This is a genomic window from Protofrankia sp. Cas4 (assembly GCF_963555915.1).
GTDB lineage: Bacteria > Actinomycetota > Actinomycetes > Frankiales > Frankiaceae > Protofrankia.
In genome coordinates this window covers 41,759-63,495 of sequence record NZ_CAUVXL010000104.1, presented here as the reverse complement: position 1 = coordinate 63,495, position 21,737 = coordinate 41,759, and the positions used below count along the sequence as shown (strand labels likewise).

19 protein-coding genes are annotated in these 21,737 nt (G+C 68.1%); 8 read left to right on the top strand and 11 right to left on the bottom strand.

Going from position 1 to position 21,737, the window contains the following annotated elements; all coding sequences use genetic code 11:
• A partial coding sequence (gene sufB, locus U9979_RS09910; protein WP_322779131.1) for a Fe-S cluster assembly protein SufB occupies positions 1–922 on the bottom strand: 922 nt, incomplete at its 3' end.
• Positions 919–1,650, bottom strand: coding sequence for a transcriptional regulator (locus U9979_RS09905; protein WP_322779130.1), 732 nt, complete (start codon positions 1,648–1,650; stop codon positions 919–921). The genes sufB and U9979_RS09905, both read right to left, overlap by 4 nt.
• A gap of 430 nt (positions 1,651–2,080) precedes the next feature.
• On the opposite strand from U9979_RS09905, the gene U9979_RS09900 reads away from it, so the two are divergent.
• From U9979_RS09900 to U9979_RS09885, 4 genes are read left to right on the top strand one after another with little or no spacing between them, the layout of a single operon-like run.
• Positions 2,081–2,662, top strand: a complete 582-nt coding sequence (locus U9979_RS09900; protein ID WP_322779129.1) for a helix-turn-helix domain-containing protein — start codon at positions 2,081–2,083, stop codon at positions 2,660–2,662.
• Between the two features lie 10 nt (positions 2,663–2,672).
• A complete protein-coding gene (locus U9979_RS09895; protein WP_322779128.1) occupies positions 2,673–3,614 on the top strand; it encodes an ABC transporter ATP-binding protein in 942 nt (313 codons plus the stop codon).
• Positions 3,611–4,465: an ABC transporter permease gene (locus tag U9979_RS09890; protein WP_416219844.1), complete on the top strand. Its 855-nt coding sequence runs from the start codon at positions 3,611–3,613 to the stop codon at positions 4,463–4,465. The genes U9979_RS09895 and U9979_RS09890 overlap by 4 nt, the downstream gene beginning before the upstream one ends.
• A 28-nt stretch (positions 4,466–4,493) precedes the next feature.
• Positions 4,494–5,456, top strand: coding sequence for a COX15/CtaA family protein (locus U9979_RS09885; protein WP_322779127.1), 963 nt, complete (start codon positions 4,494–4,496; stop codon positions 5,454–5,456).
• A 47-nt stretch (positions 5,457–5,503) separates the two neighbouring features.
• Here U9979_RS09885 and U9979_RS09880 read toward each other — a convergent pair whose 3' ends face one another.
• Complete coding sequence (locus tag U9979_RS09880) at positions 5,504–6,433, bottom strand: heme o synthase (RefSeq protein ID WP_322779126.1); 930 nt, start codon at positions 6,431–6,433, stop codon at positions 5,504–5,506.
• Between the two features lie 599 nt (positions 6,434–7,032).
• On the opposite strand from U9979_RS09880, the gene tal reads away from it, so the two are divergent.
• The 4 genes from tal to pgl all read left to right on the top strand — a co-directional run bounded on the left by tal (position 7,033) and on the right by pgl (position 11,658).
• On the top strand, positions 7,033–8,139 hold the full coding sequence (gene tal / locus U9979_RS09875) for a transaldolase (protein ID WP_322779125.1): 1,107 nt from the start codon (positions 7,033–7,035) through the stop codon (positions 8,137–8,139).
• Between the two features lie 81 nt (positions 8,140–8,220).
• Positions 8,221–9,753: a glucose-6-phosphate dehydrogenase gene (zwf, locus tag U9979_RS09870; RefSeq protein WP_322750805.1), complete on the top strand. Its 1,533-nt coding sequence runs from the start codon at positions 8,221–8,223 to the stop codon at positions 9,751–9,753.
• A gap of 88 nt (positions 9,754–9,841) precedes the next feature.
• Positions 9,842–10,852, top strand: coding sequence for a glucose-6-phosphate dehydrogenase assembly protein OpcA (locus U9979_RS09865; RefSeq protein ID WP_322779124.1), 1,011 nt, complete (start codon positions 9,842–9,844; stop codon positions 10,850–10,852).
• Positions 10,852–11,658: a 6-phosphogluconolactonase gene (gene pgl, locus U9979_RS09860; protein WP_322779123.1), complete on the top strand. Its 807-nt coding sequence runs from the start codon at positions 10,852–10,854 to the stop codon at positions 11,656–11,658. The genes U9979_RS09865 and pgl overlap by 1 nt, the downstream gene beginning before the upstream one ends.
• Positions 11,659–11,755: 97 nt before the next feature.
• Here pgl and U9979_RS09855 read toward each other — a convergent pair whose 3' ends face one another.
• The 8 genes from U9979_RS09855 to U9979_RS09820 form a co-directional block, all read right to left on the bottom strand.
• Positions 11,756–12,091 (bottom strand): RNA polymerase-binding protein RbpA, encoded by a 336-nt coding sequence (locus U9979_RS09855; RefSeq protein ID WP_322750802.1) that lies wholly within the window; start codon positions 12,089–12,091, stop codon positions 11,756–11,758.
• Positions 12,092–12,254: 163 nt separating this feature from the next.
• Complete coding sequence (locus U9979_RS09850; RefSeq protein WP_322779122.1) at positions 12,255–13,904, bottom strand: ABC transporter substrate-binding protein; 1,650 nt, start codon at positions 13,902–13,904, stop codon at positions 12,255–12,257.
• 158 nt (positions 13,905–14,062) lie between these two features.
• Positions 14,063–14,293, bottom strand: a complete 231-nt coding sequence (gene secG / locus U9979_RS09845; protein ID WP_322751535.1) for a preprotein translocase subunit SecG — start codon at positions 14,291–14,293, stop codon at positions 14,063–14,065.
• 125 nt (positions 14,294–14,418) lie between these two features.
• Positions 14,419–16,176, bottom strand: a complete 1,758-nt coding sequence (locus U9979_RS09840; RefSeq protein ID WP_322779121.1) for an ABC transporter substrate-binding protein — start codon at positions 16,174–16,176, stop codon at positions 14,419–14,421.
• A 281-nt stretch (positions 16,177–16,457) separates the two neighbouring features.
• Complete coding sequence (gene tpiA / locus U9979_RS09835) at positions 16,458–17,279, bottom strand: triose-phosphate isomerase (protein ID WP_322751533.1); 822 nt, start codon at positions 17,277–17,279, stop codon at positions 16,458–16,460.
• Entirely contained in the window at positions 17,279–18,508 is a 1,230-nt protein-coding gene (locus U9979_RS09830) for a phosphoglycerate kinase (protein WP_322779120.1), read from the bottom strand. The genes tpiA and U9979_RS09830 overlap by 1 nt, the downstream gene beginning before the upstream one ends.
• A 126-nt stretch (positions 18,509–18,634) precedes the next feature.
• Positions 18,635–19,642 carry a type I glyceraldehyde-3-phosphate dehydrogenase gene (gap, locus tag U9979_RS09825; protein WP_322751531.1) on the bottom strand — a complete coding sequence of 336 codons (1,008 nt, stop codon included), beginning with the start codon at positions 19,640–19,642 and terminating at the stop codon, positions 18,635–18,637.
• Between the two features lie 1,382 nt (positions 19,643–21,024).
• On the bottom strand, positions 21,025–21,737 hold a 713-nt coding region (locus U9979_RS09820; RefSeq protein WP_322779119.1), incomplete at its 5' end, for a glycosyltransferase.

Sequence of the window (21,737 nt, the reverse complement as noted above, 5' to 3'; positions counted from 1 at the left end):
CCGCCCGCTTGGTCACCAGGTTGTACACGTTGTTCGACCAGTTCTGGATGGTCGTGTACCGACAGCGGGCGTTCTTCTTCACCACGATCTCCACGACCGCCGAGTGCAACGAGTCAGAGGAGTAGATCGGCGCCGTGCAGCCCTCGACATAGTGCACGTAGGCACCCTCGTCGACGATGATGAGCGTCCGCTCGAACTGGCCCATGTTCTCGGTGTTGATCCGGAAATAGGCCTGGAGTGGAATCTCGACGTGCACGCCCGGCGGTACGTAGATGAAGGACCCGCCGGACCACACCGCGGTGTTGAGCGCAGCGAACTTGTTGTCGCCGACCGGGATAACCGACCCGAAGTACTCCTTGAACACCTCCGGGTGTTCCCGCAGACCGCTGTCGGTGTCGAGGAAGATGACGCCCTGCTCCTCAAGATCTTCCCGGATCTTGTGGTAGACGACTTCACTTTCGTACTGGGCCGCCACACCGGAGACCAGACGCTGCTTCTCCGCTTCGGGGATGCCCAGTCTGTCATAGGTGTTACGAATGTCCGCCGGCAGGTCGTCCCAGGTTGCCGCCTGCTTCTCGGTCGACCGGACAAAATACTTGATGTTGTCGAAGTCGATGCCGGAAAGATCCGCGCCCCAGGTCGGCATGGGCTTACGACCGAAGAGCTTCAGGCCCTTGAGTCGGAGCTGCGTCATCCACTCCGGTTCGCTCTTCTTGGCCGAGATTCCGAGGACGACCGCCTCTGACAGGCCGCGCTGGGCGGTAGCCGCATACGCGTCCGTGTCGGACCAGCCGAACTTGTAGGAACCCAGACCCTCCAGTGCTTCGGGGACTGTGGCCTCCGGGCGCGCGATCTGATGATCGTCGCGCGCCCTTTGGCCCTCGAGCCGACTGTCGATCTCGGTCTCGGGAATTGTGGTCATATGGCAGGCCCCTCCGAGGAGGTGGGAGTGATGGGGTTCATTGCGGTGGACGTACTGGCAGTGGAGACGGGAGCGGGGTCCAGGGGAACATGCGTCGTGCACACTCCATCACCATGCGCGATTGTTGCGAGCCGCTGGACGTGGGAGTCGAGCAACCTCGCCAATGCGGCGGTCTCAGCGCCGCAGAGTTCGGGAAAGCGCTCCGCAACGTGCTGCACCGGACAGTGGTGCTGGCAGATCTGGACGCCGGTCGGCAGTGGTGAGGCACTTGCCGTGTAGCCGGCGGCGGACATGGCCGCCGCCAGCGCCGCCGGTCGGTCCGCCGGGTCAGCCTCGGCCACCGCCGGCTTGACCCGGCGTTCCAGGTCGGCGGCGCGTGCCTCGGCGAACTCCGTGACACCTTGGTGACCCGCGACGTCTGCGAGGAAGCTCAGCGCACTGGCTGCGAGATCCTCGTATGCGTTCGGGCCCGCCGCGTGCCCGGCGGCGGTGAGCTGGAACAGCCGGGCCGGACGCCCGCGGCCACGGGGGGCCGCGGTGCGCGCCGAACGGGTCGTGATCGTGTCTTCGACGAGCATCGCGTCGAGATGCCGACGGATCGCCGCCGGCGACAGGCTGAGATGAGCCGCGAGCGTGACCGCGGTCGAGGGACCGAGTTCCAGGAGCAGGCGCGCGACACGGTCACGGGTTCGGCCGTCGGCCACCGCACCGCTGGAAGTGTCGGGCATGCTTTTCACAACACCACTGTGCCTTATTTCCCGTCAGAGGTCGAACGGGTCGGCGCGCCGGGCCGACGCGATCCGTCGCAATACCTGACCATCGTGGCATCTGACCTGGGCACGGACCGCACGGTCGAGCCGAGCGTCTGATGCGCCACATCCCCGGTCCAGGCCCCGGTCCACGGCCCCGATCCACGGCCCCGGGCCACGGCCCCGATCCACGGCCCCGGGCCACGGCCCCGGGCCACGGCCCCGGGCCACGGCCCCGGGCCACGGCCCCGGGCCACGCAAACCCCGTCGGCATCCGCTACCACTGGCAGACCACGCTCATCAGCGCATCACCACGAGTGAGAGGTCGTCGCACCGGCCAACTCCTGACACGCTGCGACGGGAGGCGAACAGCGTCTCCGGTTCGTTCGACGTGACCTGGACGGAGAGCGTGACCGAGGCCGACGCAGGCGCTGGCGCTGGCAGGGACTACGCCGCGGAGTTGGGACGCCGGCTGCGGGCGGCCCGTCACCGCCGCGGCATGTCCCTCCTTGATGTCCAGACGCGGACGAACGGACGCTGGACGGCAGGCACCCTCGGCGCCTACGAACGTGGCAGCCGCGCGCTGCGGGTGCACCGCCTGGTGGAACTGGCCGACCTGTACGACATGGCCGCGATCATGCTTGTGCCGCCGCCACCGTCGGCCCGCTCCGACCTGGTAGGACTGCCGCCGCTCGCCATCGACCTGCACCGGCTGCGCAAGCTGCCACCGACCCGCACCGGGCCGCTACGGCGCTGGATCGCAATCGTCCAGGTCCTGCGTGCCGACAGCTCCCGGGACGTGCTGCGCCTGCGGCGAACGGACCTGCCTGCGCTGGCCCGGCTGTACAGCACGACCCCGCTGCTCCTGCATGAACGCTTCGGTGCCTGGGGGGCGCTCGCCGACCCGGACACCACCCAACGTCCCCCGTCGCCCCGCGGCCAAACCCCACACGCGACGCGTGCCGCACACCGTGCACGCGGTGGTCCGTAGGATCGCCGATGTGGCGGAGGACCTGGCAGTCGAGGTTGTCGACCTGGTCAAGACCTACCGGCCACGGTCCGGCCAACCCATCCATGCAGTCAACCAACTATCACTGAACGTAACTACCGGTTCAGTGACGGCGCTGCTCGGCCCGAACGGTGCCGGTAAGACCACCACGATCGAGATCTGCGAGGGTTTCCGCCACCCGGACTCGGGCCACGTGCGGGTGCTCGGCCTCGATCCCCGACGCGACGCGGCCGCCCTGCACCCCCGGGTGGGAGTCATGCTCCAGGCTGGCGGGGTCTACCCGGGCGCCCGTGCGCAGGAGATGCTCAGCCTGCTCGCCGCGCATCACCGCAACCCGCTGGACGTCAAGGTCCTGCTCGAGCGGGTCGGCATGTCCGGCTCGGCCCACACGCCCTACCGGCGCCTGTCCGGCGGGCAGCGCCAACGGCTGTCCCTGGCGATGGCGTTGGTGGGGCGACCCGAACTCGTGTTCCTGGACGAGCCCACCGCGGGTCTGGACGTGCAGGCCCGCCGGGCCACCTGGGACCTGGTGACCGAGCTGCGCGGCAGCGGGGTGACGGTGGTGCTCACCACCCACGCCATGGACGAGGCGGAGCACCTCGCGGACCACGTTGTGATCATTGATCACGGCGGGATGCTCGCGGCGGGTTCCCCGGCCGAGTTGACCCGGGGCGGCGCTGAGGGACAGCTGCGGTTCCGGGCGCCGGTGGGTCTCGACATCGACCGCCTCGTCCTGGCCCTCCCGGACGGCACGGTCGCGACGGAGGAACCTGCCGGCCGCTACGTGGTGCAGGGCCGGATCGACCCACACCTGTTGGCAGCGGTGACCGCATGGTGCGCGAGCAACGGTGTGCTGGCCGAGGATCTCAGAGTCGAACAGCGCAGTCTGGAGGACGTGTTCGTGGAACTCACCGGTTCGGGGTTGCGGCCATGACCGGCACCGGCACCCCGTCCGAGGCGACGGCACCGGCGACGGAGACGACACCGACACCGACACCCGGACAGGTACCGGCCGCCCAGCGTCCACTCGACCTTCGCCCGGCACCTGGCGCCGCGCGCTGGTCAACCATGCTCCGGGCCCAGACGATGCTCGAGGTGAAACTGACGCTGCGCCGCGGGGAATCGGTACTGCTCACTGTGATCATCCCAGTTGGCCTGCTGCTGTTCTTCACAACCGTAAACGTGCTGCCCACCGATGCCGGTGCTCCGGTGGATTTTCTTGTCCCCGGCATCCTGGCTCTCGCGGTCATGTCGACGGCGTTCACCGGACAGGCGATCGCAACCGGATTCGAGCGATCCTACGGTGTGCTCAAACGGCTCGGCGCGAGCCCCCTGCCCCGGTCGATCCTGCTCGCTGGCAAGACGCTGGCCGTTGTCGGCGTGGAGATCATCCAGGTCCTGCTGGTGATCGCCGTAGGATTCGGCGTCGGCTGGCACCCGCACGGTTCGCCGCTGGCGGTGGGGTTGCTCCTGCTGGTGGCGACGGTTGCCTTCTCGGGCCTCGGCCTTCTGATGGCGGGCACGTTGCGGGCGGAGGCGACCCTGGCCGCGGCCAACGGCGTCTACCTGCTGCTGTTGCTCGTGGGCGGGATCGTCTTCCCGCTCTCCCGGTTGCCTGGTTGGCTGGCCGGCGTTGGCGAGCTGCTGCCCACGGCTGCGACATCGGACGGACTGCGTGCGATTCTGCGGGACTCCGCCGGTCTGCCCGTCGCGGACCTCGCCATTCTGCTCGCCTGGGCGGTCGGTTCACTGGCCCTCGCGGCGCGGACGTTCAAATGGGAATAATCTTCTACGAACGGTAGTATGACCTGCGATGAGCGGATGGAAGAAAGTACCGACGGTGAGCCCCACTGTCTTCAGCCTGCTCACCCGGATTTCCGTCGCCCTGCTCGCGCTGATTGTCGTCACCGGCGGCGCGGTGCGGCTGACCGGGTCCGGGCTTGGCTGCCCCACCTGGCCCACCTGCGGTGACAACTCGTTCGTCACCCGGCCGGAGTATTCCGCGCACGGCTGGATCGAATTCGGCAATCGTCTGCTGACCGTCGCCGTGGGGCTGGTGATGCTGCTGCTGCCGCTGGTATCGCTGCGGCTGGCCGAGCGCCGCCGCGACCTCGTCGCGCTCTCGTTCGGCCTCTGGCTCGGCTTCCTCGGCCAAGTGGTGCTCGGTGGGTTGACCGTCCTGTTCAAGCTGCACCCCGCGCTGGTGGCCGGGCATTTCCTGCTGTCGATGCTGCTGTTGGTGGACATCGTCGTGCTCGACCGCCGGGCCCGTCAGGGCCCTGGCCCGGTCCTCCCGGTGGCCCGGCCCGAGCTGCTCTGGCTCGCCCGGGTGCTCACCCTGGTCGCGGGCGCGGTGCTGGTCCTCGGCACGGTGGCCACCGGCACCGGTCCGCACAGCGGGGACTCGTCCAAGGCCAGGCGATTCGGGTTCGACATCACCACTGTCGCGCAGTTGCATGCGGACGCTGCGATGGTGCTGGTGGGACTCGTGATCGCCACCGTGCTCGCCGTCCGTCCCGGTGGCGCGCCGGCCGAGGCCGTGCGTGCGAGCAGCGCGCTCGCTGCCGTTGTCATCGCCCAGGCCGGAGTCGGGTTCACGCAGTACTTCACCGGTGTGCCCGTCGGCCTGGTGGAACTGCATATCGCCGGGGCCACCGTGCTGTGGATCCTCACCCTGCGGGTCTGGCTCGCGATGAAGGAATCAGCCTCAGCGGTAGGTAAAAAAGGTCACCATCACGACGAAAATCGCCTACCCAGGTCAACCGTCGCCCGATGACGGTAGGTAGAAAAGGTCACCATCACGACGAAAATCCCCTACCCAGGTCAACTGGTGAGCGCCGCGACCGCGACCGCGACGAACAGGAGCGTCAGATAGGTGATCGAGATGTGAAACAGCCGCATCGGCTGGATCTCCCCCCCGCGGCGAACCTGCCAGACCAGCCGGTGGGCCTCGGCCAGAAACCACCCGCCGAGCACCGCAGCCACGACCAGATACGGCCATCCCGTATGGGCGACGGGGACGAGTAGCAGGGAAACAGCCACCATGGCGTAGGAGTAGCCGAGCATCCGTCTGGTGACCACCGCGGGGGACGCGACGACCGGCAGCATCGGGATACCTGCGGCGGCGTAGTCGTCCCGGTATTTGATCGCAAGCGCCCAGAAGTGCGGCGGGGTCCAGAAGAAGATCACAGCAAACAGCAGAACGGCGGGCCAACCGACCGTTCCGGTCACCGCTGACCAGCCGATGAGAACCGGGAAGCAGCCGGCCGCGCCGCCGATGACGATGTTGGACGGGGTACGCCGCTTGAGTCCCAGGGTGTAGACGAAGACGTAGAACACGATCGCCCCGTCAGCGAGCAGCGCCGAAACCCAGTTGACGGCGAAGCCGAACAGGGCTGTGGCTGCCACACCGAGCACAATCCCGAACCGCAGTGCCTCAGCAGGGGTGACGCTCGCCTGTACGAGTGGCCGCCGACGTGTCCGCGCCATCATCTGGTCGATGTCGCGGTCTATATAGCAGTTGAACGTGTTTGCGCTGCCCGCCGCGAAGGTCCCGCCGACCAGCGTCGCGAGCACCAACCACAGGGACGGCAGGCCGTGCTCGGCCAGCAGCATCACCGGTACGGTTGTGATCAGCAGCTGCTCGATGATCCGGGGCTTGGTCAGGCCGAGGTAGGAGCGGGCCAGCGCCCCGGCCGGGCGCCGGGACTTCGCTGGACCCGCAGGCCCACCGGGCTCCGGCTGCGCGGACATGTTCCGCTCCGGCAGACTGGAAACCGACGTAGACGCGGCCAAGGCGGACAGGACGACCTCGCGATCGGCGGGAGACGGAGGGCACCCGCACAGGCTCGGGCCCCGCGACCGGGGCTCACAACGTGGTTCTACGACGTGTCGGAGTCTAGCCGTCGGGTGTCGCGCCGGGCGCCCTACCCACGGACAGACAAGATTTTTCTCTCAAGTAGCGATCACAACACATGGCGTAGTCGGCCAGCGGAATCACACGATCTTCAATCACTCAAGGCTTGCGTTGCGGCACATTAGATGAAGAAATCGTCAAGTAGAAGTAACGGAAGGATAGTGTTCTCGCTAACTTTCCCGCGCCGCCACGAGGATCCGGACACTGGGATGAGGCGACCGCGAGAGGGTAGGGGCATCATGGCGGCACGGCGCCGGGGCTTGTGCGGCGGTGCCCGGTCAACAGGCCGTGGCCTGTCTGCAGGTGCTGCCGCGGTGGTCGCCACAGCCGTTCCCGGTGCCGTAGCCGTTCCCGGTGCCGTAGCCGTTCCCGGTACGGCGCAGCGCGACAGTGCCAGACCATGTACCAACGCCCGTGGAGAGGACGTCACAGCGCGATGACCGACCCCTTGGCTCAGCTTTCCACCGCCGGAGTGGCGGTCTGGCTCGATGACATCAGCCGCGATCGCCTGCGTACCGGCAACCTCGCCGAACTGATGCGCACCCGCGCCGTCGTCGGCGTCACCAGCAACCCGACAATTTTCCAGAAGGCGATCAGCAGTGGCTCCGCGTATGACGAGCAGATCCGCGATCTCGCCGTCCGCGGGGTGGACGTCGGTGAGGCTGTCCGAGCGATCACGACGGCCGACGTCCGCGCCGCCTGTGACGTGCTGCGTCCCGCATATGAAGCCAGCGGCGGCGTAGACGGCCGGGTGTCGATCGAAGTGGACCCTCGGCTGGCCCATGACAGCGAACGCAGCGTGGCCGAAGCCCGGGCGTTGTGGTGGTTGGTCGACCGACCGAACCTGTTCATCAAGATCCCGGCTACCCTGGCCGGCCTATCGGCAATCACCGCGACGCTCGCCCAGGGCATCAGCGTCAACGTCACGCTGATCTTCGGACTGGACCGTTACGACGCCGTCATGGATGCGTACATGACCGGCATCGAACAGGCCGGGCAGGCCGGCCATGACCTGTCCAACCTTGCGTCGGTCGCGTCGTTCTTCGTCAGCCGGGTTGACACCGAAGTGGACCGCCGGTTGGAGAAGATCGACACCGACGAGGCCAAGGCACTGCGAGGCAAGGCCGCGGTCGCCAACGCACGGTTGGCCTACGAGCGTTACGAAAAGGCCTTCGCGACCTCGCGCTGGTCGGCCCTTGCCAAGGCCGGTGCCAGGGCGCAGCGACCGCTGTGGGCGTCGACATCCACGAAGGACCCGGCGATGCCGGACACGATCTACGTCGCCGAGCTGGTCGCCCCGGGCACGGTCAACACGATGCCCGAGGCAACGCTGCACGCGTTCGCCGACCATGGGGTGATCACGGGTGACACGATCAGGCCGCACTACGACGATGCCCGTGCCGTGACGGCCCGCATGACCGAGCTCGGTATCTCGCTGCCCGACGTGGTCGAGGTACTTGAGCGCGAGGGTGTGGAGAAGTTCGAGGACTCCTGGAACCAGCTGCTCACAGCCGTGCACGAGAAGTTGGACGCGCAGCGCTGACTGCCGCGCGGCGATGATTCTGGACCTGCCCACGACAATTCCGGACAGCACGATAATTCTGGACAGACAGAGGGGGTTCGGGTGACACCAGCGGTGAGCACCAACCCACTGCGGGACCCGCGCGACCGCCGCCTGCCACGGCTGCCTGATCCGTGTGCGCTCGTGGTCTTCGGAGTTACCGGTGACCTGGCCCGCAAGAAGCTGATCCCAGCCATTTACGACCTGGCAAACCGGGGTCTGCTGCCACCGGGTTTCGTACTGCTCGGGTTTGCCCGGCGCGACTGGAGCGACGGTAATTTCGCGGACATCATCCGGGAAGCCGCGGAGAAGGGCGCTCGGACGCCGTTCCGCGAGGAGGTGTGGGAACGCCTCGCACCCTCGATGAAGTTCGTCCCCGGATCGTTCAACGACGACGCCGCGTTCGACATCCTCGCCCAGACCCTGCTCGACCTCGAGGAAACCCACGGGGTTCCGGGAAATGCGGCTTTCTACCTGTCCATTCCGCCGTCGGCATTCCCGGTCGTCCTCAAGCAGATGCAGCGCACCGGTATGGCGAACAACGAGGCGTCCGGCGGCTGGCGGCGGATCGTGGTCGAAAAGCCCTTCGGGCACGACCAGGAGTCGGCCCGCGCGCTCAACGAACTCGTCGACGACGTCTTCACCCCCGAAGACGTGTTCCGGATCGACCACTACCTGGGCAAGGAGACCGTCCAGAACCTGCTGGCAATGCGGTTTGCCAATACCCTGTTCGAACCGATCTGGAACTCCCACTTCGTGGACTCCGTTCAGATCACAATGGCCGAGGACGTCGGTATCGGCTCGCGCGCCGGGTTCTACGACGAGACCGGCGCGGCCCGCGACGTTCTGCAGAATCACATCCTGCAGCTGCTGGCGCTCACCGCGATGGAGGAGCCGGTGAGCTTCAACGCCGATGCCATCCGGTACGAGAAACTCAAGGTCCTGCGGGCGATCTCGCTGCCGACCGACCTCGCCGCCTACGCTGTCCGTGGCCAGTACGAACAGGGCTGGCTCGCCGGCCGGCGAGTGACGGGCTACCTCGAGGAAGACGGCGTCCCCGCAGATTCGCGGACGGAGACCTACGCCGCTGTCCGGATCGGAATCGAAACCCGCCGGTGGGCCGGTGTTCCGTTCTACCTGCGCACCGGCAAACGGCTGCCGCGCCGGGTAACCGAGATCGCGGTGTTGTTCAAACCGGCGCCGCACCTGCCGTTCGACGCCACCGATACCACCGAGCTCGGCCACAACCAGCTGGTGATCCGGGTCCAGCCGGACGAAGGCGTGACGTTGAAATTCGGGTCCAAGGTGCCGGGCTCCGCCATGGAGGTCCGCGATGTCGCCATGGACTTCCTGTTCGGCGAGGCGTTCACCGAGTCACTACCCGAAGCCTACGAAAGGCTCATCCTCGACGTGCTTCTCGGGGATGCGACGCTGTTCCCGAACAACGCCGAGGTGATCGAGTCGTGGCGGGTGATCGACCCGATGGAGGACTTCTGGGCCGGGACCGTCCCGTTCCGCTACCGGTCGGGCACCTGGGGACCAGCAGCCGCCGACGAGATGCTCGCCCGCGACGGGCGCCGCTGGAGGCGGCCATGAGGCCGGCGACCACGATCACTGCCCCGTCGACGACCGAAGGGCCGCCGACCCGGACGGCACAGATCGCACGGATAGCACGGAGGCGGCCATGACAACTCTGTGGGACACGACCGGCACCGATGTCGTCAAGGCGTTGGCGGCCGAACGACGCTCAGCCGGGGCGCTCGCCTTCGGTCTGGCGCTGACCCTTGTGGTCGTGGTGGACGAGAAGCACGTCAGCGTGGCCGAGAGCGCCGCGACCACGGCGGCGGCGGCCCATCCGTGCCGCCTGCTCATCGTCGTCCGGCGCCAGATCGACGCCTCCAACTCGCGACTGGACGCCGAGGTCTCCATCGGTGGCCGGCTCGGGCCGGGTGAGGCCGTGGTCATGCGGATGTTCGGACGCCTCAGCCTGCACGCGGAGTCGGTGGTCCTGCCACTGTTGGCACCGGACGCGCCCGTGGTGACCTGGTGGCACGATGTTCCCCCGGACCGCATCGCCTACGATCCGCTCGGGGTCTTCGCCGACCGGCGGGTCACCGACGCGTCCGTGGCGGAGGACCCGATCGCCGCACTGCGCCAGCGGGCGGCGGACTTCGCGCCCGGCGACACCGACCTTGCGTGGACGCGGCTGACCGCCTGGCGGACCTTGATAGCCGCCGCGTTCGACTCGCTCATCGAGAAGCCGCGGGCGGTCACCATTGTCGGAGGGGACGTCGACCCCAGTGTCCGTCTGCTGTCCGGTTGGTTCTCCGACCGCCTGAACCTGGCGGTCAACCTGGAGACGAAGGCACACCGTGGGCTCGCCGAGGTACGATTTGATCTTGATGACGGCGAGCTGACAGTCGCCCGACAGGACTCCCGCACCGCGGTACTGAAGCGGCCCGGCCAGCCCGACCGGGCCGTGCCGCTGACCGAACGCGGCCTCGGTGATCTCCTGGCCGAGGAGCTACGCCGGCTTGACCATGACGGGCCCTACGCCGACGCTCTGGCGGCCTGGAGTGGAATCGGAGGTCTCGCGTCCCGTTCCCCGGTCCGCGAACACATCTGGCGCGACCCGATGACGGGCACCGCGGCCAGTCCGGCAACAGCGAGCACGATCGCGGGGACGGCTGGCTGATGGGCGCGCCACCGCAAGTGATCATCCATCCTGACGCGGACCTGCTCGCCGCCGCGACCGCGGCCCGGCTGATCATCAACCTCCAGGAGGCACAGGCTGCCCGCGGCACCGCGTCGGTGGTACTCACCGGTGGCGGTATCGGCACGGCGACGCTTCGGGCGGTCCGCGACAGCCCGATCGTCGCAGCGGTCGACTGGGCACGGGTCGACGTGTGGTGGGGCGACGAGCGGTTCGTTCCCCTCGACTCGACCGACCGCAACGACGGCCAGGCCCGAGCGGCCATGCTCAACGCGCTGCCCCTTGACCCGGCCCGGATCTTCACGATGGGCGACCCGGACAGCACAGCCGACGCTGACGCGGCCGCGACCACCTATGCGCGGCTCCTCGCCGGACGCGCGACCGCCGGCTCCCCTGCGCCCGCCAGGAGCACGGCCGACACCACGGCGGCGGCCCCGGCCTTTGACGTGCTGCTGCTCGGCATCGGACCGGACGGCCACGTGGCGTCGATCTTCCCGGGCTCCCCGGTCGTGGACGCCCGGGCAACGACTGTCGCGGTCCGTGACTCCCCTAAACCACCACCGGTCCGGATCACCCTCACGTTCCCCGCCATCCAGGCGGCCCGTGAGGTCTGGGTCCTCGCCGCCGGCGAAACAAAGGCCGACGCGGTGACCCGGGCACTCGCGGGCGCATGCCCCATGGAGATCCCGGCGGTGGGTGCCCAGGGTCGGGAACGGACCCTGTGGCTGCTGGACCGTGCCGCGGCGGCCGGAGTTCCCGCGCTGGCCATGCCGACTCCGGGCCGGTAGGCCGGCCGGGTCGGGACCGCCGGGTCGGCGTGGTACCGACCGGTAGACGTTGCGACCGGTACCACGCCGAGGCTCACGGTCGAGCCGATCTTCACGGTCAGGCGGTGCCCCGCAGCTTGGCGAGGGCCTCGGCCAGAATCGCCTCACCGTCCTTTTCGTTACGCCGTTCCCGGACATAGGCGAGATGGGTCTTGTACGGTTCGGTCTTCGGCGGCGCGGGCGCGTTGTCGCGGTCGCGGCCCGCCGGGAACCCGCAGCTGGGGCAGTCCCAGGTCTCCGGAATCGCAGCCTCGGCGGCAAACGACGGCTTGGTTTCGTGATCATTGGCGCACCAGAAGGAAATCCGCTGCCGCGGGGCGGTCTCGCCCCGTTCAGCCTCCCCCATCGGTCCCGCTCCTACCCGACTTCCTCGGATGGCGTTACCACCTGCCACGGTCCGTCTACTCCTTTGTCTCGTCCCTCTGTTGACTCCGGACCCGGCCCCCAGCGTCTGCCGGTTCGGCCTGACCGAGTGTAAGACGAGATGGGTCGACCTCGTCGCACCCACCACCGCCGGTCATCCTCACGACGGTTTCAGGTCACTGTAAGCGAACCTCTCACGCAATACCCATGGATACGCCGGTGGGATCACCGTTGTCGAGCGAGCCCAGCCGCAGGAAACCGCGGACGTTGACGCTGTGCATACGCGGCACAACGGTAACGGCCAGCGGGATAACCGCGACGTCGGTGAGCAGCTCCCGTTCCAGATCGCCCCACCGGGTGTTGGCAGTAGCAGCGTCACGCTCGGCGAGCGCATCGTGTAGGGACAGGGTGATCCGTTCGTTACGGTATCCGCCGTCGGCAGGTCGGGGCCCCGACCACGCCGGCTCCAGCAGGGGCTGGAACACGGTACGCCCGGCGTTGCCGAACCACTGTGGTGTCACTGTGGTGAGGGCGAGGTCCCAGGTCTGGCTGTCGGGGGCTACCGCGGCACGCGGGTAGTCGGCGGCAGCCACAGCGATGACCCGCAGTGTCACGCCCGCCCGGGCGAAGCCCGCCGCCAGCGCGGTCGCCACGGCCGCGTCCGACGCCGAGTCGGTGGTGAGAAGGGTCACGGTGGTGAGCGGACCCCCGGGCGCGGCGCGCGTCCCGTCTCGGCACCGCGTCGCATCACCGGTTGACCCGAGGGTGGGGTAGGGATCCCGCGGCTGGTAGCCGACCATCGGGGCCGCCAACAGCTGCGCGGTGGTGGTGGCGGTGACCGGCCCGCCGAGAGCCGCTGCGACACTGGCGCGGTCCACACAGTAGGCGAGCGCCACCCGGACGGCGCTGACGCGTAGCGCGGCGGAGGCGGGGCCGTGCAGCCCTACGGTGAGCGCCACGGTGGATCCTGGGCCGTCCGTCGACAATCTGCCGTCAACGCGGGCGTCGAGCCCCGCCACGTCCCCAGCGGGAACGGAGCTGTCGAGGGCCATGTCGGCCCGTCCGGCTTCGATCTCGGCCTGGGCGGCAGCGGCGTCGATGTTGGTACGCACCGTGACGTGATCGGCAAGTGCCGGGCGGACCCCGTCCGATGACGCGATCCACGCCGGATTGCGCGACAGGCTATATGCCTCGTCGTTCACCCCGGCGCCAAAGTGGTAGGGACCGTCGGAGATGAGGTGCTCAAAGTAACTGGATGAATCCGGTGGGTAGGCAAGAGCTTCCAGTGGTACCGCTGACGCCGCCGGCAGGGCCAGCACATCGGTGAAGTCGGCGGCCGGCTCAAGCAGGTGGAACTCAAGGGTCTCGTCGCCGATGACCTGGACGCCGCTGATCTCGCGATGCTCGATGAAGTCACGCGCACCAGCTGGCGGCGTCCGCCCGAGCTCGTCGCAGTAGGCGGCGAAGCCCGTGACGGTAGCGGCGAAGTAGCCACCCATAGGCGACGGTTTCGGCGGGGTGCACAACCGTTTGATGCCGCGGGCGACATCGGTCGCGGTCACCCGCCTGACCCCCGGGGTATCCCACCGCACCGACGAGCGCAGGATGACCGTGTAGACCTTCCCGCCCTCGCTGACCACGGGCGCACCGACAGCCAGGTCGGGCTGGGGCGCCGCGGCGAAGACCGGGTCGGCGCTCGCACGGTAGGAGTACAGCTGGCGCGAGACCAGCCGCACCAGCATCCTCGCACCGGCATCGGCCGCCCAGCCCGGGTCACCGCTGGGCATCGCGGCACCGACCAGCCGTAGCGTGCCGCCGGGCTTGTCCGTCGGCTCAGAGGTCACTGTGGCGGTGACCGGCCGGACCGGGCCTGGGCCCGGACCCGGCCCAGGCCCAGGCCCAGGAACGGGATCAACACCGGCGCAGGCAGCGGCAACCCCGAAAAGGACAGCCAGGCAGGCGAGGAGCGCCGAGGCCGGCGTTCGTGTCTGTCCAAGGCCGCTCACTCCTTGAGAAGGAGACCCAGGCCGATGATGCAAGTGATCCAGATCAGCGCGACGGCAATCGTCAGCCGATCGAGGTTCTTCTCCACAACCGAAGAACCCCCGAGCGAGGAGGACACGCCACCGCCGAACACCGTCGACAGCCCGCCCCCCTTGGCCCGGTGCAGCAACACGAGCAGCACCAGCAGCACACTCGTGATGATCAGGGCAATGGACAGCCCAACAGTCATCTCTTAGACCTGCTCCCGCGCCATCGTTGGAGGGGTACAACAATCGTGCCAAGTTACATCACGGCGTTCCGGTCGCAGGAACGGCGCGCCACCCCGGCGGCGATGACCGTCTGGACATCCGTTCACTACGGGACGACACCGAGCGAGGTGAGGTCCACCATCATAAAGGCCGCCGAGTAGTGGATGTTGGTGAGCCGATCGCTGTAGACGTTGAGCGCCTGGTCGTAGAGCAACGGGATGTAGGCACCAGACGCCACGACCGCCCGATCCAACGCCGTCCAGACGCCGGCCGCATCATCCCCGTCCGCCGTCCGGATGGCGCGGTCCAGATCCGCATTGACCGCGGGCTGATCCAGCTCGGCGATGTTGACGTTGTTCTGGGGGCTGATCTGGCGTCCATCGGCGAGCGGGGCGAGAAAGGCGTACGGTGCCGCGCGGTACCCACGCCGGGCCGCCAGCACGAGACCGTATTTCATGGCGTGCGTACGGTCAGGCATCCCGGTCACCGCGGCGGCGTAGTGTTGATCATCCAAAACGCTGATCGTGACCGTGATACCGACCCGGGCCAAGGAACTGCGGACCGCCTCCGCCTGGGCGACGTCCAGCGCCGCCGACCCGGTGACGAGCGTCGTGGCGAAGCCGACGGGCCGGCCGCAGGCCGCGAGTTCCTCCCTGGCCCTGGAAACGTTGCCGCCGGCACCCGGAGTCGGGAAGAGATCGAACCAGGAGTAGTACCGCACGGGCGGCGTGAGCAACGTGGTGGCGATCTCCCCGCCGGCGGTCGGGCCACCCCGGGCCGCCTGTTGGGCCCGCTTGTCAAGCGCCCATGCAACAGCACTGCGGCAATGGATGTCGTTGAACGGCGCAACCGTGGTCACCACTGCCAGGTAGCGCAGGATGCCGGTGGGAGCCTCGACGGTGCGCTCCGCGCGCAGACTCGGGTTGGCGACGATCCGGGCTGCGGCCTGGGCACCCACGCCGGCCTGGTCACCGGAGACGTCGGCCTGATCGGTGAGGATCCGGTTGTCGATGTCGGCGGCGGAAAGCCCCATCCGCTCCACGATGCGGTCCGGATGGGCAGAGCGGTTCGGGTCGCCCTGCGGGGTCCAGCGCGGGTTGCGCACAAGGGTGAGCGACTCACCCGGCCGATAATTTTCGATCTTGTACGGTCCGGAGGCAACCGGACGTGCTCCGTACCCGGCGGCCGTGTCATGGGCACGCGGCACCGGGGTCGAGACCGGCGAGGCCATGACAAGGTTCCAGTCCGCGAAGGGTCGGTTCAGCCGGAACGTGATGGTCCGGTCGTCGGGCGTCTGGACCGAGCTGAGACCGAGTCGGTCGGGAGCCGGGTCCTGGTAGGGCCCTGGATAGGGGGTGTTGCCGTCCGCGAGCAACGCCGTCACCTCACCGGGACCACCAGTGATCACATCGGTGGCGAACGCCCGCTCGATCCCGTACTTGATGTCCCTGGAGGTGATCGGCGTGCCGTCCTCGAAGGTCAACCCCTCGCGGATGGTGTAGGTCCAGGTGCGCAGGTCCTTGGACGTGGGCACATCGGTGGCGAGGTCCCCGGCCAGTTTGGCGACGCCGGCGCTCGCGGTGTAGGTCACCAGCTGTCGGAAAATCCAGCGTTCCTGGTTCCAGCAGTGGACAGCCGACGTCCGCTGCGGGTCCCAGGAATCACAGTCGGCGGTCATCACCACACGCAACGTCCCGCCGGTCCGATTCGAAGGCGCGATGATCCGGGTACTGACCGCGGCGGGTGGACCCGGCGGGTCGGACGATGCCTGCCCATCGTGCCCCGCGCCGGTGCAGGCGACCGCAACGAGGCCGAGGAGCGCCACGGCGGTGCCGACCCGGGTGATCGCATGCTTGCGTAGCATGGTCTGCGCTGAGCCCCTTCCCGGCGGGACCGCATCCCGCCACCGGAGCCACCCAAGCACACCCGGATCAGACCGCCTGCCGCACCGGTCGCACCAATCGTCACCCGGTCAATTGGTCACCCGGTCAGGTCGTCGACGACCCGGGGACCTCGGCCTCCGGCGGCGCGAAAAAACCATGATCGCGCCGCCTTCGGCCCAGCGACTCGGGGACCTCGGCCTCCGGCGGCGCGAAAAAACCATGATCGCGCCGCCTTCGGCCCGCTAGCTCGGCGGGGCGCTGCCTAGCTCGGCGGGGCGCTGCGAACGATCGCCGCGAACTCCGCCGCGTCCAGACTCGCACCGCCGACGAGACCGCCGTCCACGTCGGGCTGGGTGAACAACTCAGGCGCGCTCGAGGCCTTCACCGACCCGCCGTAGAGGATGCGGACGACGGCGGCGGTCGCCGGACCGAAATGCTTGGCGAGCCGGCCCCGGATCGCAACGCACATGTCCTGTGCGTCCTGGGCGGAGGCGGTCCGCCCAGTGCCGATCGCCCATACCGGTTCATAGGCGACGACCAGTGTCTGTGCCTGCTCTGGGGTGATCCCGTCGAGCGAACCGTCAAGTTGATCGAGAACATGGGTGACGTGATCACCCGCGACCCGCACCGCTTCGGGCTCGCCCACGCACAGGATCGGGGTGATCCCGTGGCTGTAGGCGGCCCGTGCCTTGGCCGCCACCAACGCGTCGTCCTCGTGGTGGTCGGCGCGGCGTTCGGAGTGACCGACCACCACATAGTCGCATCCCAGCCGGGCGAGCATCGAACCGCTGATGTCGCCGGTGTGGGCACCTGAGCTGTGCGGGGAGAGATCCTGCGCGCCGTACCCGATGGCCAACTTGTCACCGTCGATGAGGGTTTGGACGCTGCGCATGTCCGTGAAGGGAGGCAGTACGACGACCTCGGCATTGTCCAACTCGGCCGGCTTCAGGTCAAAGGCCACCTTCTGGACGAGCGCTATCGCCTCAAGGTGGTTGAGGTTCATCTTCCAGTTACCCGCGACCAGGGTGCGCCGTCCGCTTCCGCGCTGCTTCCTGCTGGCACCGGCCCGCTTGTCAGTCGCCATCACGCGTCCAACGCTGCGAGACCGGGCAGGACCGTGCCCTCCAGATATTCGAGGCTGGCACCACCTCCGGTAGAAATATGACTGAAAGCCTCCTCGGGAATGCCAAGAGCACGCACAGCTGCGGCCGAATCGCCGCCGCCGACGACGGTCAGGCCGTCAATCCGGGCGATGGCCTCGGCCACACCCCGGGTACCCGCCGCGAACGGCGGGAGCTCGAACACGCCCATCGGACCGTTCCAGAACACGGTGCGGGCACCGCGCAACCGATCGGCGAACAGCGCCACCGACGCCGGGCCGATGTCGAGGCCCTTGCCAGCATCGGGAATGGCATCGGCCGGGACCACCGCGGTGACCGCGTCGGCCGAGACCTCCTGCGCCACCACCACATCGGTCGGCAGCACGATCCGGTGCCCAGCCTCGCCCAGCAGGTCCTTACAGGTATCGATCATGCTTGGTTCCAACAACGAGCCGCCGACGCCGTGTCCCTGCGCGGCCAGGAAGGTGAAACACATCCCGCCGCCGACCAGCAGAGCGTCGACTTTCGGCAGCAGCGCCCGGATCACCGCGAGCTTGTCGCTGACCTTCGACCCGCCCAGGACGACCACGTAGGGCCGGGCCGGGGAACCGGCCAGGGTCGCCAGCACCTCCAACTCGGCGCGCACCAGCGCTCCGGCGGCGTGCGGAAGCCTTTCGGGTACGTCCACGACACTGGCATGCGCCCGGTGGACGGCGCCGAACGCGTCGCCGACGTAGAACTCGGCCAAGCCTGCGAGCTCGTCGGCGAACGCGGCGCGTACCGCCGGGTCCTTACTCGTCTCACCGGGATGGAAACGCAGGTTTTCCAGGAGCGCGACCTCACCGTCGCCAAGCTCGGAGACGATCTTCTGAGCATAAGGCCCGGCAATGTCACCGCCGGAACCCCCGCCAGCGCTACCGCCAGCATTGCCACCGGCGAACGCGACCGGCCGCCCGAGCAGCTGCGCGAGCCGCCCGGCAACCGGGGCAAGCGAGTACGCCGGGTCCGGCACGCCCTTGGGTCGCCCCAGGTGGGAACAGACGACCACCCGGGCGCCCCGGTCCGCCAGTGCCCGGATCGTGGGGACGCTTGCGCGCACCCGCCCGTCATCGGTGATGCGGGGCGTGTCGCCGGAACGGTCCAGCGGAACGTTCAGATCGCTGCGGACGAGAACCCGGTGTCCGTCAACCGGTAGATCGTCAATCATTCTCACGCCGTTTGCTCCAGAGTTTCCAGAAAACGCGCAGGAGTTCTCCAACGTCCCACGTCAGCCCATCCGGCCCCCCCGGATCGGCATGCGGACAACGGCCGCGGATGATTCATGATCGTGCTGCGGCCGTTACAGGCGTCCGCCGACGAGAGCGGTGAGATCCACCAGGCGGTTGGAGTAGCCCCACTCGTTGTCGTACCAACCGATGACCTTCACCTGGTTACCGCTGACCATCGTGAGCAGCGAGTCGAAGGTGCACGACGGCGACGTGCCGACGATGTCGGAGGAGACGATCGGATCCTCGGTGTAGACGAGGATGCCCTTGAGCGCACCGTCGGCTGCCGCGCGGTAGGCGGCGTTGACCTCCTCGATCGTGACCTCCCGCTTGAGGGTCGCGACCAGATCCGTCACCGAACCGTCCAGAACCGGTACCCGCATGGCCAGGCCGTCCAGCTTACCCTTGAGCTGCGGCAGGACGAGGGCGGTCGCCTTGGCGGCGCCGGTCGTCGTCGGGATGATGTTCTGCGCGGCGGCGCGGGCACGACGCAGGTCCGAGTGGGGGAAGTCGAGGATGACCTGGTCGTTGGTGTAGGCGTGCACCGTCGTCATCAGGCCGCGCTCGATACCGAAGGCGTCCTCAAGGACCTTGGCCAGCGGTGCGACACAGTTGGTCGTGCATGATGCGTTCGACAGGATAGTGTGCTTTGCCGGGTCGTACACGTCGTCGTTCACGCCGATGACCACGGTGAGGTCCTCACCCTTGGCCGGGGCGGAGATGATGACCTTCTTCGCACCCGCCTGGACATGCTTGCGGGCGTCGTCGGCCGAGGTGAACCGACCGGTGGACTCGACAACCACATCGACCCCGAGGTCGCCCCACGGAAGCGCGGCCGGATCACGCTCCGAGAGCACCTTGATAAAACTGTCGCCGACCTTGATCCCACCATCGCCGACACTGACCGACTCCGCCAGCGTACCCAGCGTCGTGTCGTACTTCAGCAGGTGAGCCAGAGTCTTGTTGTCAGTGAGATCATTGACCGCAACGATCTGTACGTCGTTACGCTTACTCGCCGCAAGGGCCCGCCAGAAGTTGCGGCCGATACGGCCGAAGCCGTTGACACCCACTCGGGTAACCACGTCAGGGAACCCCTCTACGTCGTGTGCTTTCCGTTGTCGCAGTGAGCCTAACGACTTTGGACATCATCGGCCGGTATCCGGCCGGATCGCTGTTGGTCTCCTCACAGATCGGCGCCCGGCGTGTCCAGGACCTGCTCGCCTGGCTCTTTTTCCGGTTTTGGTGGGTTACCGGCCGACTTGATCCGCCCGCGAGCCGACCCCGATCACGGCCCCACCGCAGAAAAGACCCATATCTACACAGCGTGACTATTTTCAACGACGCCACCTCAAAGGCGCGGACACTGTCAGCTTCCGCCGCCGGCATCCGCGCTGGTCCCAGCCGGTCCCGGCTGGTCCCGGCTGGTCCGGTCGCGACGAACCGGACCACAGCGCCGCCCGGGCCGGCCCGGACCGGTGCCCACTTGATCGGTACGGGTCACGGGATCGGCTGACGCTCCAACCTGCTCGTTACACCGATCGCTTCGATAATGCAAATGTGCGGTCTGTGGCGCCGGGCCGTGGCGCCGGTCCGTGGCGCCGGTCCGTGGCGCCGGGCGACGACTGCGACTCGGCGGCTTCGCCGGCCCCGGGGCACGGGCACGGGCACGGGCACGGGCCCAGCCGGTATTCCTGCCGGGGCGGAATCCGTCCGCGGCGATACCGTCCTGAACGGGATTTCACCGGACCGGTGCTGAAAAGAAGCAGATACGTCGGGACGGACCGGGAGTTCACCCGCGAGTGGCTCCGGCGATGGCGGATCGCCGTGCTCGTATGCGGTGTGTCGCGGTAACTTCGCAGTTCCCCGGTCAGCCGGCGAACCACATTCCGATGAGACCGATGTCGCCCAACTGGGAGTAGACGCATGGGCTTGACGCGCCCTAAGCTGCCAAACAGTTCAGCAACCGACCGCCGCTGGAAAACATGCGGAAGGGGGCTGGACGAGAAGTCGTTCTTCCCGTCTCCGGCCGGCCGATGACGGCGCGATATTGGCCCTTTTCGCGCCGTCTTCGGTTCGGCCGGAGACTACATAAGCTCCTCGGTGGCCGGCTTACCGTGCCCTGGCCACCGAGGGTTGAACAGGTACCGGCGGTCCCCGCCTCCGTCCCCACTCACCCCACCGGGGTGGGGCCGTCGGTACCTTCCAGCTGGTGCGGCGGCACGAGTTACGGCGACAGCCCCCGGTCGTAACGACTTGTGCCGCCGCACCTCAGCAACTGACGAAGAACGCGGAAAGACCGAAGAACGGGGTAATGGCCGCACCGGCGCACCAGCCCGACCTGGCGACCCTGCCGGTGCAGGTTCACCTTCTCCACAGGCAGCTTGGACGAACAGTGAACAACGGCGTGACAATCCCTGCCGGACATTCATGCGCCCGACCCGACGATACCCGCTCAGGTATTTTCTCACCTCGCCGGAGGAGCCGCGGAAACCCGCTCGGACCAGACGGCCGTCAGCTCCCGTTGCCAGTTCTCGATTGTGAACGGTGAGCGGACGAAATGCCGCAACGCGGCCCGTCGGTCGTCCAGGGACGGCGGGAGGCTGGTCAGCGCCCGCGCGGTGTCAGCCCAGATCTCCTCCGCTGCTGACAGCGGCAGCATGGTGATCCCCGGCAGGAGTCGAGAGATCTCCCCGACGCCGGCCAGATCGCAGGACAGCACCGGGGTGGCCACCGCACAGGCTTCCAGCACGGCACTCGGCAGACTCTCGTGGTGGGATGTGACCAGCAACAATGATGCCGCGACCAGCAGACGCGGGATGTCGTCACGCTCCCCGAGCAGCGCGACACGGTCACGGACGCCGCGTCGGGCGGCGAGTGCGAGCAGCCGCGCAGTGTCGCCGGTCTCCTGGCAGCCGATGATCTGCAGGCGGCCGTCGACCCCACGGGCCTGCAGCGCGGCAAGGACGTCCACGGCGCGAGCGCGATTGGCGTTCATCCCGGGCCGGCCGATGTGCACCAGGGTGATCGGGTCCACCACGCCCACCGGCGCGGTCTCCAGCGCACGCCGCCGGGCTGCGATGGCAACGCCGAGCGGCTCGACCGCCAACCCGTCATAGATCACCCGACAACGCGGGTCGACCCGCCATTCCGACCGCCAGAGCCCCCGCATGGCGGTCT

Excerpts from the sequence above, each read along its gene's own strand:
- pgl (WP_322779123.1), top strand. The coding sequence starts at position 10,852 with ATGGGCGCGCCACCGCAAGTGATCATCCATCCTGACGCGGACCTGCTC.
- U9979_RS09865 (WP_322779124.1), top strand. The coding sequence starts at position 9,842 with ATGACAACTCTGTGGGACACGACCGGCACCGATGTCGTCAAGGCGTTG.
- tal (WP_322779125.1), top strand. The coding sequence starts at position 7,033 with ATGACCGACCCCTTGGCTCAGCTTTCCACCGCCGGAGTGGCGGTCTGG.
- U9979_RS09905 (WP_322779130.1), bottom strand. The coding sequence starts at position 1,650 with ATGCCCGACACTTCCAGCGGTGCGGTGGCCGACGGCCGAACCCGTGAC.
- U9979_RS09880 (WP_322779126.1), bottom strand. The coding sequence starts at position 6,433 with ATGTCCGCGCAGCCGGAGCCCGGTGGGCCTGCGGGTCCAGCGAAGTCC.
- tpiA (WP_322751533.1), bottom strand. The coding sequence starts at position 17,279 with ATGGCGACTGACAAGCGGGCCGGTGCCAGCAGGAAGCAGCGCGGAAGC.
- U9979_RS09890 (WP_416219844.1), top strand. The coding sequence starts at position 3,611 with ATGACCGGCACCGGCACCCCGTCCGAGGCGACGGCACCGGCGACGGAG.
- U9979_RS09885 (WP_322779127.1), top strand. The coding sequence starts at position 4,494 with ATGAGCGGATGGAAGAAAGTACCGACGGTGAGCCCCACTGTCTTCAGC.
- U9979_RS09840 (WP_322779121.1), bottom strand. The coding sequence starts at position 16,176 with ATGCTACGCAAGCATGCGATCACCCGGGTCGGCACCGCCGTGGCGCTC.
- secG (WP_322751535.1), bottom strand. The coding sequence starts at position 14,293 with ATGACTGTTGGGCTGTCCATTGCCCTGATCATCACGAGTGTGCTGCTG.